Source organism: Comamonas sp. MYb396 (genome assembly GCF_037479555.1).
In the GTDB taxonomy this organism is placed as follows: Bacteria; Pseudomonadota; Gammaproteobacteria; order Burkholderiales; family Burkholderiaceae_C; genus Comamonas.
Map to the genome: position 1 here is coordinate 112,752 of NZ_JBBGYU010000010.1, position 14,907 is coordinate 127,658.

Sequence of the window (14,907 nt, forward strand, 5' to 3'; positions counted from 1 at the left end):
AATCAGACGATGCTTCGGCATTCACCCATATTGCAGCGCTTTGCCGGCAAAAAACACCAACCCATAGTCAACACCGGCTTTCTGTTTTCAAACAGGTCCAGGCCTGCTCTTTGAGGAGAATTCCCTTGCATCTGAGTTTCAGTGCTTACTACACCCTGATCTTTGCCGTCCTCGTGCTCTTGCTGGGCAAGTGGCTGACGCGGCATATCCGCTTTCTGCGCGACTTCAATATCCCCGAGCCCGTCTCCGGCGGCCTGGTGGTGGCTGCCCTTATCTTTGCACTGCACCAGGCCACCGGCCTGACCCTGGCCTTTGCCACCGCGATGCAGACCAGCTTCATGCTGGTGTTCTTCTCGTCGATCGGGCTGAGCGCCAACTTTGCCAAGCTGCGTGAAGGCGGCATGGGCCTGGTGGTGTTTCTGGGCGTCATCGTCGCCTTTATCTTTGTGCAAAACGGTGTCGGCGTGGGCCTGGCCACCCTGCTGGGGCTGGATCCGCTCATTGGCCTGGTCGCGGGCTCGATCACCTTGCTGGGCGGCCACGGTACCGCTGGCGCCTGGGGCTCGGTGCTGGAGAACCAATACGGCCTGAGCGGCGCCACCGCGCTGGGCATTGCCTGCGCCACCTTTGGCCTGGTCATCGGCGGCCTGCTGGGCGGCCCCCTGGCCAAGCGCCTCATTACCCGCCATCAGCTGGCCCAGCCACGCACAATGATCGAAAAAGAAGTAAGCGACCACACCGAAAGCAACGACAGCAGCCAGGTCGCCAATTTCGAGACGCCCAATACCGCCCCGCGCCTGATCACTGCCGAGGCGGCCATCGAGACCCTGGCGCTGTTTGCCGGCTGCCTGGCCTTTGCCGAGTTCATGACCAGCGCCACCCAGGGCACGATGCTGCAGCTGCCCACCTTTGTCTGGGCGCTGGGCGGCGGCGTGGTGATCCGCAATGTGCTGGACTACGGCTTTGGCTTCAAGGTGTTTGACCGCGCCATCGACGTGTTTGGCAACGCCGGCCTGTCGATCTACCTGGCCATTGCGCTGCTGTCACTCAAGCTCTGGGAGCTGGCCGATCTGGCCGGGCCGCTGATGCTCATCCTGGCCGTGCAGACCGTGGCGCTGGCGCTGTTTGCCGTTTTCATCACCTTCCGCACCATGGGCCGCAACTACGATGCCGCCGTGCTGGCCGCCGGCCACTGCGGCTTTGGCATGGGCGCCACGCCCACGGCTGTGGCCAACATGCAGGCCATCACCAGCCAGTACGGGCCCTCGCACAAGGCCTTCTTGATCGTGCCGTTGGTGGGTGCGTTCTTTATCGACATCATCAATGCCTTTGTGCTGCAGCTGATGATTGCCTGGCTGCGCTAAAGCACAGCCATTAACAGCAACGGGGCGCCAGTGGTAACACGGCGCCCCGTTGCTTTTTCAGACCCCTACTGTGCCGACTGCGGCAGGCCAAACAGGCGGTCAAACGACCAGTTAAACACAAAGGTGTAGACCAGGAAGAACAGCAGCAGGCCGATGTCCATCACCAGCGCATCCCAGAGGCTGACCTCGAACCACCAGGCAAACAGGGGGACGAGCATGAAGACGAGACCCCCTTCCATGCCCAGCGCATGTGCAATGCGGCGGCCCAGGCCACGCCCACGGGTGGGCTGGGTGGCTTCCCAGCGCTCGAACAAATGGTTCCAGACGACATTCCACAGAATCGCGATGGCCGACGAGGCAGCGGCCACGACGCCGGAGTGCGCCGCGCCCTGTCCGGACAGGGCCGACAGGCCTGCCGTGGCGGCCACAATCGCAATCGCTTCGTACAAGGCCACATAGACCACGCGCCGCATGGGCCCCTGCAGAGACCAAGGGCTGTTGTGTATTTTTTGAACTGACATAGGGCGCTATCTTATGTGTCATGAACTGATAACATAAGTCAGAATCTTTCAGAAAAACTGATACATCAATGCGCAGCGCCTTTGCCCCCTTTGACTCGGACACGATCCAGACCCTGCTGGCCGTGCTTGACCATGGCAGCTTCTCGGCCGCAGCCCGGGCGCTGGGCAAGGTGCCCTCGGCCGTCAGCATGCAGATCGCCCAGCTCGAAGCCGAGCTGCAGATGCCGCTGTTTGCGCGCGAAGGGCGCGAGCCCCGGCCGCTGCCCGCCGCATTGGCGCTGGAGCCACAGGCGCGCCTGCTGGCCGCGCAGCTGCAGCAGCTCAACGCCCATGCGCTGGCGCTGGAGCAAGGGCTGGAGTCACGGCTGAGCCTGGTGATGGCCCCGGAGCTGCTCTCGGCCCCCTGGGCCGCGCCGCTGGCCGCCTTGGCGCAGGAGTACCCGCAGCTGGCCGTCGAGGTGCTCACGGCCCCCCAGGCCGATGCGCTGACCATGCTGCACAGCGGCCGCGCGCAGCTGGCGCTGGTGTTTGAGCGGCCCAGCCTCGACGGCCGCGAGGGTTTTCAGGAAGTGGCGACCGAGACCTTGCTGGCGGTCATCGCCCCCAGCCACCCGCTGATGCAGGCGCTGGGCCAGGCGCCTGCGCCCGGTGAGGCCGCCCGGCCTCAGCTGCGCGAGCACCACCTGACCAATACGCGCCAGATCATCGTTGCCAGCCGCGACTGGTCGCTGGACCATGAGCGCCTGGTCTATGCCCGCGATGTCTGGCGCACCGACAACCATGTGGCCGCCCTGCAGATGGTCAGCGCCGGCATTGGCTGGGGCTGGCTGCCCCAGCCGCTGGTGGCACCGCTGCTGCAATCGGGCGCGCTGGTGGCGATGGAGTTTGCCAACCTCAGCAATGGCGCCCAGCTCTATGTGGATGTGGTCTGGTCCAAGGAGCACCCGATGGGCCTGGCCGCCAAGCGCTTTGTGGCGCTGGTGCAGGCGGCCTCCCAAACGCCTTAAGCGCCCTGCGTCTCCTGCGCTGCAGCCGGGGCTGGCGGCAGGTCGCGCACATGGATGTCCATCTGCGGGAAGGCCACCGCAATGCCGGCCGCCTTCAGCCGCGCGTTGATGCTGCGGTTGAGGTCATTGCGCACCGGCAGGCGGTCGTCCACCGCACCCACATAGACGCGCAGCTCGAACTTCTGGCCCTGGCCTTCGAGCGCCATGAACCAGCAGTTGGCCTCGGGCTCGCGCAGCACCTTGGGGTGCTCGGCCGCAATCGCCAGCAGCATGCGCTGCACCTCGGCCGGATCGCTGCCGTGCGCGACCGAGACATCGATGATCAGGCGCGTCACATCGTCGCTCAAGGTCCAGTTGGTCACCTGGCCGGTGATGAAGGTCTTGTTCGGGATGACGATTTCCTGGTTGTCGAAATCCAGCACCGTGGTCGCGCGCGTGCGGATGCGCGTGACGGTGCCGGTGTGCTGGTTGATGGTGATCACATCGCCGACCCGGAAGGGCCGCTCGACCAGCAGGATCAGGCCCGAGACAAAGTTGGCAAAGATCTCCTGCAGGCCAAAACCTAGACCCACGGTCAGCGCGGCGGCCATCCACTGCAGCTGGCTCCAGCGCAGGCCCAGCAAGGACAGCGCGCTGACCGTGCCTGCAATGGTGATGCCGTAGCGCGCCAAGGTCGCCATCGTGTAGCGGTCCGAGCTGCTGACCCGGCGCGTGCTGGAGAACACCACCTCGACCAGGCCGGGCAGGTTGCGCGTCAGGCTGAAGGTCATCAGCAGGATCAGCGCGCCCACCAGCAGGTCCATCAGGCTCACCGGCGCGGGGCGGGCAATGCCGCTGGCCTCGGTATTGGTGGTGTACCACAGCACCACGCCCTCAAAGCGCAGCAGCGCCGGCAGCACCGGCGACCAGGCGTACACCAGGCTCAGCGCCACCAGCACCCGCTGCAGCAGGCCCAGCAGGCGGTGCGCCTGCGTGCTGACGGTGACCAGCGCCATCTGGCTTTGCTCATCGGCGGCATTGTTGTTGGCCGTGGGGGCGGTTCCGCCACCAGCGGCGGCATCGGCAGCCGCTGCCGCATTGGCCGCCTGGCGCTGCAAGGCGGCAGCGCGCAGGCGGTTGAGCGCCAGGCGGCGCTCGCCCAGCAGCAGCCAGCGCCGCAGCAGGCTGACCAGCACCTCGGCCGCCGCCAGAAACACAAAGCTGCTCAGCAGCGCCTGGATCACTTCGGTGGCGGTGTAGACATAGCCCAGCCCGATGCCTACCAGGGTCACGGCCAGCACCAGCAGCACGGCCACGCTCACCACCTGGCTCCAGCGCAAGCCCGGGCGCTGCTTGCGCAGGCTTTGGCGCAGGTAGCGCAAGGCCATCCAGCCCAGGCCCAGGGTCAGCACCAGCAGGCACATGCGGCCCCAGGTGCTGATCGCCGAATCATCGTGGCTGAAGAACGCCAGGCCCCCCAGCAGATCGATGGGCACGATCAGCCAGGTGGCGCGCAGCACCATCTGGCGCAGCACCTGCACGCGCTCGCGCGGCCAGCCAAAATGCGCCACCGCCAGCCCGCAGGGGCGGAACAGCACGTTGAGCAGGGTCACGACAAAGACAAAGGCACTCAGCTGCTCGAGCGCCTGGCCCAGCGGCTCAAGCGCCACCGGCGCTGCCGTCGATTGCAGCAGGGTGCCCAGCGCGGCGGTGGCAAAGCTCCAGGGCAGTGCATACAGCAGGCTCCAGCCCAGCGCCATCAAGGTCAGGCCAAAGTGGTCCTGCGAGAAGTTGTCGACCTGCGTGGCAATCGCCTGCAGCTTTTGCAAGGCATAGCGGCGCAGGCCCAGCAGCAGCAGCACGCCGGCAAAGATGCCGGCATAGATCCAGAGATTGCGCAGCATGCTCGCGCCCAGCGCCCGCGCGGTGTTCCAGGGCGAGGCGCTGGCGCCCTGCTCCAGTGCGGCGCCGTCCGAGCTGCGCAGCACCGAGCGCCATTCGTCCAGCCAGGCGCCGCCCATCGCCAGATGGCTGGGGAACCACAGCAGCTCCTTGTCCATCACCTGGCGCAGCGCGTTGCCGCTGTTCAGGGTCGATTGCAGCGCGGCATCGGTCTGCTCCAGCACCGCGATACGCCGCAGCAGCAAGGGCTGGAGCTGGTCAATCAGCGCGGCCTGCTTGGTCCACAAGGCCGTGCTCTGGCTGCTGCCCCGCGTGGTCATGCCCGAGTTGCCGCCACCCGTGGCCGTGCCGTTGAGGCTGAAGCGCCGCTCGCTGGCATTGAACAGCGCCAGCCGCAGCTCGGCCAGCTGCCGCAATGTGGCCTTGCGGCGCGACTGGATGGTGTTGACGGTGGGCAGCGCCACGCGCTGCTTCCACAGCCACTGGCCCACCGATGCGCTGCCGCCCAGGCGCAGGCGCGCCTGCGTGTCGCGCAAGGCCGAGGCCAGCTGGCTTTGGCGGTATTCGTCGCTCGCCAGGTCCTGGCGCTCTTTGACCAGGCGGTCGTTGTGCGCCAGGATCTGGGCAGCCAGCGCGCTGTTTTGCTGCGCCAGCTCGCGCACGGCAGCTGACGCCTCGGCCGTGTCGTTCTCGGCGGCCTGCGTTTGCTGCACCTGTTGCTCGAGCTGCTGGCGGGCGCGGTCGGCAATGCGCTGGTTCAGCCAGGCCACGCGCGGCGTGCGCTCGAGCAACTCGCGGCGCTGGGTCTGCAGCTGCACATCGAGCAGGCGCTGGCGGGTCTCGATGGTCGACTGCTCTTCCTGGCGCAGCGCCAGCTCCTGCGTAGCGCGGCGGTGTTCGGCGCTGCGGCGCTGCTGGCGCGCCTGGGTCAACGCCTTCGATTCTCCCGGCTCGGCCGTCACCGGCGTCGCTGTCTCCTGCACGCGCTGCTGCAGGCTGGCCAGGTCGCTGCGGCCATTGCCGGGTTGGGCCACCAGGTTGGCCTGTTCGGCCGCCGATTTCTCGATGCCGGCCTTGAGCGCGGCAATCGCTTCGCGCTCGTCGGTGAGCAGCTTTTCCAGCACTTCCTGGCTGGCATTGGCGGGCACGCGCTCTTCCCAGCGCGCCTGTATCTGGCCCAGCTCCTGGTCGCTCAGCGGTGCGGGGGGCGCGCCAGCGGGCGTCTGCACGCGGCTGCGCAGGCGCTCGAGCGACTGGGTCAGCGCATCGGCCTCCTGCTCGGCCGTGGTCGTGGCCTCGCGCTGCGCCTGGATGGCGCGCTCTTCATCGCTGCTGCTGCTCGATGAACTGCCGCCCAGGCCCGCCAGCGAGGTCAGCGACTGTGCCGTCGCTGCCGATGGCAGCAAGCAGGCGCACAGCAGCAGCCACAGGGCCGGCAGCCACCAGCGTGGCAGGCCCTGGCGGGCAGACAAAGAAGGGGGGGAGGCTTGCATCGGCACAGTGTATCGGCAGGCGAGAGAGCCCGAACCTAGGACAAGGGCGCTGCTTGCACCTGATAACAATGCTTTCAACGTCCCTGGCAGCTGCAACTGCCAGGGACGCCGGGATGCTCAGCGCGGTGGCCGGCGGTCCTGCATGCGGTCAAAGGCCTTGTCGATATCGTCGGCCTGCAAGGTGGCCTGCAGCGGCTGGCGGCCGGCGCGCTGCTGGTCGATCTGCTCCTGCATGCGGGTGGCGACCTGCATCAGCACGCGGTGCAGCCCCAGCTGCTGGCGCCGGCTCTGGTCCAGGTGCTCGACGACCGGCTGCAGCGACTGCAGCACCAGCTGGCCCAGCTGCTGCACGGCCAGGTCCAACGGCGGCGCGTCGGCCTGGGGCGCGGGCTGCGGCGCCGGCGCACTGTCCAGCACCGCCTGGCGGATGCCATCGAGCGACTGGCCCACGGCCGTTTGCGCCTGGCCCCATTGGGCCAGCATGCGCTGCAGACCCTCTTGCGCGGCGCTGTCGCCCTGGTGGCGGGCCTGCTGGGTCTGGGCCATGGCCCGGGTGGCGGCGACCAGGTCGACCAGCTGGGTGGTCACGCGGGTGGCGGCATCGGCATTGGCGCCGCCAGCGGCCTGCTGGCGCTGGAACTGGGCCTTGATCTCGGCCCAGCGCGCCTGGGCCTGCGCATCGGCGCTACCGCGCAGCTCGGCGAGCTTGAGCAGGTTCTCCTCGGCGCCACCGGTCAGCATCTGCGCCTCGCCCTGGTAATGGTCGCTCAGCATCTGCGCCATCTCGGCGTCGTTCATCACCGGGGTGATCTTCTCGGCGAGCTTGTTCATGTTGCGGTAGCTGCCCTGCAGCTTGAACGGCGGCTCGGTGCGGTAGCTGTCGTCCTGCGCGGCGCTGTGGATGTACTGCTGGTTCACCTTGAACACCAGCTCGCGCACCTGCAGCATGCGCTGGAGCACCGCTTCCATCTCGCGCAGCTCGGCGGCCGCATAGTCGTGCGACAGCGCATTGGCCGACACCTCCTTGCCCTGCACCCGGTCGAGCAGCAGGTACAGGTCCTGCAGGCTGCGTGTGGCCATCGGCGCGAGCACCGCGTTCGAGGTCATGCTGTTCTCGATATAGCTGAGCTTGAAGACCTCGTCCATGCCGCCCAGCACATCACCCAGGTTGTAGATGTCGGCGCGGTTGGCCAGCATGTCCGGGATCTTGAACACCTCGCCCGATTCGGTATAGGGGTTGCCCGACATGACCACGCAAAAGCGCTTGCCGCGCATGTCATGGGTCTTGGTCTGGCCCCTCCACACCCCTTCGATGCGGCGCGTGCCATCGGACAGCGAGATGAACTTCTGCAGAAACTCGGGATGCGTGTGCTGGATATCGTCGATGTACAGCATCACGTTGTTGGCCATCTCCAGCGCCAGGTTGAGCTTTTCGAGCTCCTTGGCCGCCGTCGCATCGGGCGCCTGCGCCGGGTCGAGCGAGCGCACCGAATGGCCCAGCGCCGGGCCGTTGATCTTCATGAAAATGAGGCCCAGCCGGTTGGCCACGTACTCCATCAACGTGGTCTTGCCGTAGCCAGGCGGCGAGATCATCATCAGCAGGCCCATCTGGTCCGTGCGCTTGTTCTCGCCCACGACGCCGATCTGCTTGGCCAGGTTGTCGCCAATCACCGGCAGGTAGATCTCGTTGATCAAGCGGTTGCGCACAAAGGACGACAGCGGCCGGGCCTTGAACTCCTCGAGCCGGAAGCGCGCGCGGTACTCGCCCAGCAGCTGCTGGCGCAGCGCCTGGTAGCGCTCCCACTGCGGCAGGTAGCGGCGGTAGTGGCGCGCCGCACGCGTGGTCAGCTCGTCGAGCTGAATCTGCATGCGGCCCGCATCCACCCGGCCATGCTGGCCCAGCAGGCCCAGCACCTCGCAGCGCAGATCCACATTGCTGACCTGGTGCGGTAGCTCGCTCTGGCAGACCAGCCAGGCGGCGGCTTCGCTGCAGTAGGGCAGCCAGGCGGCCCGCTCGGCCTCGGGGGCGGCCTGGGCCACCGTCTGCAGCCAATGCAGCGCGCTGCGCCAGCGCTGGGCCAGCGGCGCGGCGCCGCGTTCGCGGCTGGCCTGGCCGGCCTCGCCGCCCGCCCAGTAGCGCTGCAGATCGGCCCAGTGCAGGCCTTCCTTGGGGCCGGCCTTGAGCGCCTGCTGCAGCGCGGCCACCACCGCCTGGCTGGCGCCCGAGAAATGCAAGCGCAGCGCCTTGTGCGCCAGCTCGGCCTGCAGGTAATCGGCAGCGGCGCGCAGCAGGTTGTCGGCCTCGCTGTCCCACTCTCCCGCATCGATTGCGGCCGCTGCCAGCAAGGGGCTGGCCGGGTCGGCGCGCAGCAGTGCATCGAGCAGGCCCTGGTCCTGCGCAAAGGCGCGCAACTGGGCCATGATGTCGGTCTGCAGCGCCAGGCGCTCGGTCTCGCTGCCCAGCAGCTGCTGCATGGCCTGGGCCTGCTGCGCGCGCTCGGGCCAGCGCGCAATGCTGCTGGCCAGCTGCGGCTGCTGGATATGGGCCTGCTGGCTCCAGAACAGCAGCGCCAGGGTGCGTGCCTGCGGCGCATGGCGCAGCACACCGGCGCCATCGGCCAGCGGCACCAGCGCCTGCAAGATAACGGCCGCATCATGGTCGTGGATGCCGCGCTCATAGCCGTCGCGGTAGCGCGGCGCTGAAAAATCGCGGATCGCCTGGGTCAGTGCCTCCGCATCGGGCAGCAGCTGGCGCAGGCGGTCCTGGCTCCAGCCTTCGCGCCCGGCACGCACGGCCTGCACCACCTCCAGCGCCAGGTACTCGCCCCGGTACATCTCGGCCGATTCGGCCGGCGACGAGGCATCCCAGTAGGCCTGCAGGCCGGCGAGCTCGGCGTTGTCCACCGGCTCGAAGTACTCGGTGCCCACCAGGTGCAGGTAGAGCTGGCCGTCGCGCGGCAGCAAGGTCAGGTCCAGGTCCTGGTTGCCGACCGAGAAGCGGTGGCGGCCCAGGCGGATCAGCTTGCCATCGCCCTCGTACAAATCATTGCGGTCCTGCAGCGCGCGGAAGGCCTGGTCGCGCAGCGTCTTGATGCGGCCGTCGATGTCATCGGCCTTGACGGGGTCCTGCAGCTCGCCGCGCAGGCGACCGGCCAGTTCCTTGAGCTTGGCAATCAGCGGATCGCCGGCAAAGAACGCGTGCAGCGCCTCAGGGCTGGCGATCTTTTCGGTGCGCTTGGGCAGGCCTTGCACAATGCGCAGCCCGGCATCGAGCACGCCCTGGGCGCGGCGCTGGCGCTCGTCCTGCAAGGACTGCTTGCGCGCCTCGAAGGTCTCCAGCACCTCTTCGCGCTTGGCGATGATGTCCGAGAGAAACTGCGCATGCTCGCCAAACTGGCTCTCGATGTCTTCGAGCTGTACCAAGAGGCGCGCCAGTTGCTCATCGCATTTCTCGGGCGTCTGGGCCAGGTTCAGGCCGCTGACGATGCTCTGCGAGAACAGCGCCAGCTGCGCGGCAAACTGGGCCAGGTTCTCGGCACTGCCCAGGCCGGATTTGCGCTGCTCAGCGCGTGCGCGCACCTGGTTCAAGCGGGCGTAGATGGACGAGATGCGGTCCACCACGGCCGTGCGCTGGGTGGCGTCGTCGATCTTGAGGCTGCCCATCAGCTCGGACAGCAGATCGAGCGCGGCCGACATCTGGGCCATCTGCGCCAGCGGCTCGGCCAGTTGCACCACCGTGGTCGCTGCCTGGGCCTGCTGGTCCAGCGCCTGCAGCTGATCGACATAGGGCTGCATCGCGGCATCGGTGGCAATAAAGCCGGCCGTGCGCTGCGATACCTCGGCCTGTGCCTCCTCGGCCGTCTGCACCATCGCCTCGATCGCTGTGGCATCGACATAGCGCAGCTCGCGGGTGGCCAGCAGCTGGCCGCGCAGGGCCGCCAGATCGGTGAGCGCCCCCACATAGGCATCGATGCTGTCGCCGTCCGACAGGCGAATCTGCTTGAGCAGCTGCACATGGCGGCTGCTGACCTCGCCCATGGCCTTGGCCGAGGCCTGGCGGATGCTCTCGACCTTTTCGTACTCGTCCAGCACCGCGTCGCCGGTGGCGACGATGCCCAGAAGGTTCTCGTGCAGCGCCTGCATGCCCGCGCTGCTGAGCCAGTGGTAGCGCTCAAAGAGGCGCCGCGCCGTGTCGATCAGCCGCTCATAGCGCGGCAGCGAGACCTCGGTGGCGGCAATCTCCTTGCGCACGCTGTACAGGTCGGAAATGCCGCTGACCAGCTCGGCATTGCCGATGCGGCCCAGCACGCTGTCCTTTTGCGGCTGGCGCGCGGCATAGTCGTCCGACGCAAAGGGCGTGCGCCATAGCTGCATCGGGTGCACGCGCGAGGCCTCATTGCTCTCGGCAGCAAAGATGACGATGCGGCCATCGTCCATGCGCGCATAGCCGTGACCGATGAGGGGCGGCTGCAGCGCCCGCTCGATCAGGTTGTACTTGAACAGCGCCATGCGCCCGCTCTCGGGCTCGTAGAACACATAGAGCACATCCTCGCCATTGGGCGAGCGGATGCTGCGGCGGTAGCGCATGCCCTGCATGTTCTGCTCGAAGGCGCGGTGTTCGCCGTTTTGCAGGTAGTAGCCGCCGGGGAAGATGATGCCGTGGTCCTGCGGCAGCTGGATGCAGGCCGCGCCAATCGCGTCCATGCGCAGCACCTGGCGCGACAAGGTGTTGTAGACCAGGTAGCGCCAGTGGTCCTCGCGGTAGGGCAGGATCTTGAGCAGCACCAGGCTGCCGACGGCCGCGTATTCAAACACCGCGTCATCGAGCGACTGGTTCTTCTCCTGCACCGGCTCGCGGTAGATGCCCAGGCCGTCGTTGGTGTTGTTCTCGACCTTGATGGTCAGGTCACCATCGAGCGTCTCGACAAACACCTTGTCGAGGATATTGATGTGCGGATGGCGGCCCTGCACCAGGTGCTCGCGGCCGGCGCGCTGCCATTCAAAATCATGGGGCGCGGGCAGCTCGATATCGCGCTCGCCCCGGTTGTCGATGTAGCGGATCTGCTGGCCATCGGGCGAGACCGACCAGCGGAACACCCGCACATCGCCCAGGCGCTCGCCGATCTGAAAACTGGCCAGCAGCTTGCCATCGCGCACCGCCAGCTGCATCAGCTTGGTGTGCTTGTAGTAGGCGTAGAGCTCCTGGAAATCCTGCACAAAGCTCTGGATGCCCAGGAAGCTGTCCTTGAGCTCGACCGGCGTGACTTCGTAGCCCTGCTCGCCCTCGTGCAGGCGGTAGAGCGCAAACACATCCTCGATGCGCGTCTCCTGCTTGAGGCCCATGAACACGTTGTAGCCGAACAGCAAAAAGCCGCCGACCTGGGCGATGTCGCGGCCCAGGCAGTTGTTTTCGGTGCGCACCCGCATGCGGGCGATGACCTCCATCTGGCTGCGGCCAAACTCCTCCAGCCGCGCTTCGTTGAGTTCGCGCGCCAGCGTCTCCAGCGCCTGGCCCTGGGCATCGAGCCGCTTGGCCAGCACTTCATAGGAGCCGCCGCTGGCGACGGCGTCGTCAACGGCAGAACGGTCCGGTGGGTCGTTGGTGGGGATAGTGGACATGGCTAGAGCGGCAGAGAATGCGGTGGGGCAAGGCCGGCCAGCACGGGGGCTGGGGCCTGCGATGGGAGTGGCCCGCCCAGCGGCGCACAGGGCGCCGCCGGGCCAGGCGGGCTAGGCCAGGGCCTGGACTCAGGACTCGGCCGCCGATGGCGGCAGGCTCTTCTTGTCCTGGCCGCCGCCCAGCAGGTTGCTCAGTGCATCCGTGGGCAGGCCCTTGCCGCCGATGAACTTCTGCAGCAGCTCCTGCACGATGGGGCTCTTGGCCGAGACACCTTCGACCGCCTTGCCCACCGACAGCGCCTTGGCAAAGTTGTTGAAGAAGTCGCCACCGCCGCCGACGATGTCGATATTGGCCTTGGACAGCGCGGCCGACAGCACCTCGGCCTGCTCCTGCGCCACGGTCTTGTTCGCCTCGATGGCGGCCAGCGCCTGCTCGAAATTCTTCTCCAGCTGCATGCGGAACTCTTCGTGCGAGCGGGCCTGGTCGGACAGCGACGCGAGCGCCGTGAACTTTTCGGTCAGGCCCTTGGCCTCGGCGAACAGCTTGTCGCGCAGCACATCGGCTTCGGACTGGCCCACATCGCGGGTCACCACCGCCTTGGTGTTGCCCACCTGGGCTTCACCACGGGCCTGTGCCATCAGGCGCTCTTCCAGCACCTTGGCATCGGCCAGGCCCAGCTTCTCGTTGGCATCGGCCTGCGCCTCGATCACGCGCACTTCGGCCAGGCCCTTTTCCTCTTCGCCGCGCGCCTGGGCGATCAGCTTTTCGGCAATGATCTTGGCCTGCACCATGCCTTCGCGCTCGATGGCCGCTGCCGTCACTTCGCGCACCTTGGCGTCGGCCAGGCCCGGCGCTGCGCGCTCGACCTCGATGGCCTCGGCCATCTTCTTCTTGGCTTCGGCGGTCTTGCCCGCCGCTTCCAGCTCGGCCTGGGCCAAGGTGGTCACCTCAACGGCCTTGTGGCGCGATGCCGACTCGTCGGCCTCGGCCTTCTTGACCTGGCGCACCATGTCTTCTTCGGCCTGGGCCTGGGCAGTCAGCACGGTGACCTGCTTCATGCGTTCGGCCTCGGACACCACGCGCACTTCCTTGATGCGCTCCTCTTCCTGGGCCACGCCCTTTTCGACCACCACGCGCTCGCGGATGACATTGGCGATATTGGCCTTCTCGACCTCGATGGCCTTTTCCTTCTCGATGCGCTGCAGCTCCACTTCGCGCTGGCGCGAGACCACTTCCAGGTCCTTGGCGCGGGTGACCTTTTCAATCTCGATCACCACCGCGCGCTCGCGGTTCTGCTGCGCCACTGCGACTTCGCGCTGGCGGTTTTCTTCGCGGATGTCGAGCTGCTCCTGCGTCTGGATGCGGGCCTGCTCGGCTTTCAAGCGCTCTTCTTCCTGCACCTTCTGGGTCTCGGCCTGCTCGCGCGCCTGGATGGTGGCGATCTCGCGCTTCTGCCGCGCCTCGGCATCGGCCTGCTGGCGCTCGAGCGCCAGCATCGCTTCCTTGGTCTCGACGTTCTTCTTGGTCACGGCCAGCTCGGCATTGCGCTCGAGCTCGTTGGTGACGATGTTCTGGTTGGCCGTCAGCTCGGTGATCTTGCGAATACCTTCGGCGTCCAGGATGTTGTTCGGGTCCAGCGAGGCCTTGGAGGTCTGCTCCAGGTAGTCGATGGCCACGTCTTCGAGCACATAGCCGTTGAGGTCATTGCCGATCACATGGATGATCTGGTCGCGGAAATCCTGGCGGTTCTCGAACAGTTTGACAAAGTCGATCTGCTTGCCCACGGTCTTCAAGGCCTCGGAGAACTTGGCATTGAACAGCTCATTGACGGCGCCCTTCTCCGACGCACGCTCCACACCGATGGCCTTGGCCACCTTGAGCACGTCGGCAGCGGTCTCGTTGACGCGCAGGTAGAAGGCCACGGTGATGTCGGCCCGCATGTTGTCGCGGCAGATCAGGCCTTCCTTGCCACGGCGGTCAATCTCCAAGGTGATCAGCGAGATGCGCATGAACTCCTTCTTGTGGATCACCGGCAGCACCATGCCGCCGGTGAACTTCACCTTGGGCTGCGAGGTCGTGTCATTGATGATCAAGGCCGTGCCCTGGGGCACCTTGATGTAGAAGGCCTTGACCAGCGCAAACAGGCCCAGGATGACGATGAAGACGGTGCCGATCACCACCCCCGCGACGATGTACCACTCCAGATTTCCCCAATTCATGCGTAGCTCCCTATCAGTATCAATTTCTAAAAAAATGCGATGCGGGCCCGCCGTGCTGGCGCTGGCGAGCCGCTTCTATCAAACAGGTGGGTGCAGGCCCGGTATCTCGCTGCCGTCGAACTCGGCCTTGCTGACCACGCGCCAGGCGTTGTGCGCCGGCAGGTGCTCGATCAGCACGATCTCGGTGCCGCGCGGCAACTCGCGCTCGGGCGAGCGCATCTGCACATTGAGCCCGCCGCCGCCGTCATCGACGCTGCCGTAGCCCTGTGTGCCGTTGACGACACCGCTGCGCACCAGGCCTGTGCGGCCCAGCAGCACCTGCGGGGTTTCGGGCGGCGCAATGCGCGCCACCAGGCCGCGCAGCGGCCGCAGCACCACGACGGTGGCGGCAAAGCCCAGCACCAGCGCAGCCAGCGCCAGCGCGCTGCCAGTGATCAGGTTGACCAGGGTCCAGCCCTCGGGCATCGGCACCAGGTGGCACAGCACATAGGAGGCCAGCCAGGACAGCAGCAGCAACACCGTCAGGATGACGGTGGCCGGAATACCGCCCAGCCCGACCTTGAGCAGCAGGCCCGCGAGCGCGCTGACCGAATGCTCCACGCCATGGGCATGGTCGCTGCCATCGAACAGCAGCCATTGGTCCAGCGAATCGGTCTCCACCAGGCCGACCAGGGCGATCAGCCAGTACAGCAGCATGCACAGCAGCAATGCGCCGAAGATGAAGGTCGGAAAGCCCAGCGCATAGTGCAGAAAGGTCGACATGGCAGTCCCTCTTCTAGGTGTGCGGTAGCGGGCGTGGCGC

Annotated in this window: 7 protein-coding genes; 2 read left to right on the forward strand and 5 right to left on the reverse strand. The window is 66.7% G+C overall.

The annotated features are described in order from the left end of the window. Positions 1-125: 125 nt before the first annotated feature. Positions 126-1,364: a sodium/glutamate symporter gene (gltS, locus tag WH265_RS20780; RefSeq protein ID WP_339559527.1), complete on the forward strand. Its 1,239-nt coding sequence runs from the start codon at positions 126-128 to the stop codon at positions 1,362-1,364. Positions 1,365-1,429: 65 nt separating this feature from the next. Here gltS and WH265_RS20785 read toward each other — a convergent pair whose 3' ends face one another. Further along, entirely contained in the window at positions 1,430-1,885 is a 456-nt protein-coding gene (locus WH265_RS20785; protein ID WP_021025337.1) for a PACE efflux transporter, read from the reverse strand. Positions 1,886-1,953: 68 nt separating this feature from the next. Here WH265_RS20785 and WH265_RS20790 point away from each other — a divergent pair, with 68 nt between their 5' ends. Then, the gene (locus WH265_RS20790) at positions 1,954-2,892 is read left to right on the forward strand and encodes a LysR family transcriptional regulator (protein WP_312988888.1); all 939 of its coding nucleotides are present in this window, start codon (positions 1,954-1,956) and stop codon (positions 2,890-2,892) included. Here WH265_RS20790 and WH265_RS20795 read toward each other — a convergent pair. The 4 genes from WH265_RS20795 to WH265_RS20810 all read right to left on the reverse strand — a co-directional run bounded on the left by WH265_RS20795 (position 2,889) and on the right by WH265_RS20810 (position 14,867). Continuing rightward, complete coding sequence (locus WH265_RS20795) at positions 2,889-6,266, reverse strand: mechanosensitive ion channel domain-containing protein (protein ID WP_339559528.1); 3,378 nt, start codon at positions 6,264-6,266, stop codon at positions 2,889-2,891. The two genes, WH265_RS20790 and WH265_RS20795, sit on opposite strands and share 4 nt — an antisense overlap. Positions 6,267-6,383: 117 nt before the next feature. Next, positions 6,384-11,885, reverse strand: coding sequence for a DNA repair ATPase (locus tag WH265_RS20800; protein ID WP_339559529.1), 5,502 nt, complete (start codon positions 11,883-11,885; stop codon positions 6,384-6,386). 129 nt (positions 11,886-12,014) lie between these two features. Beyond that, on the reverse strand, positions 12,015-14,105 hold the full coding sequence (locus tag WH265_RS20805) for a flotillin family protein (protein ID WP_116927464.1): 2,091 nt from the start codon (positions 14,103-14,105) through the stop codon (positions 12,015-12,017). Between the two features lie 78 nt (positions 14,106-14,183). Continuing rightward, positions 14,184-14,867 (reverse strand): ubiquinone biosynthesis protein UbiH, encoded by a 684-nt coding sequence (locus WH265_RS20810; RefSeq protein ID WP_339559530.1) that lies wholly within the window; start codon positions 14,865-14,867, stop codon positions 14,184-14,186. Between the last annotated feature and the right edge of the window lie 40 nt (positions 14,868-14,907).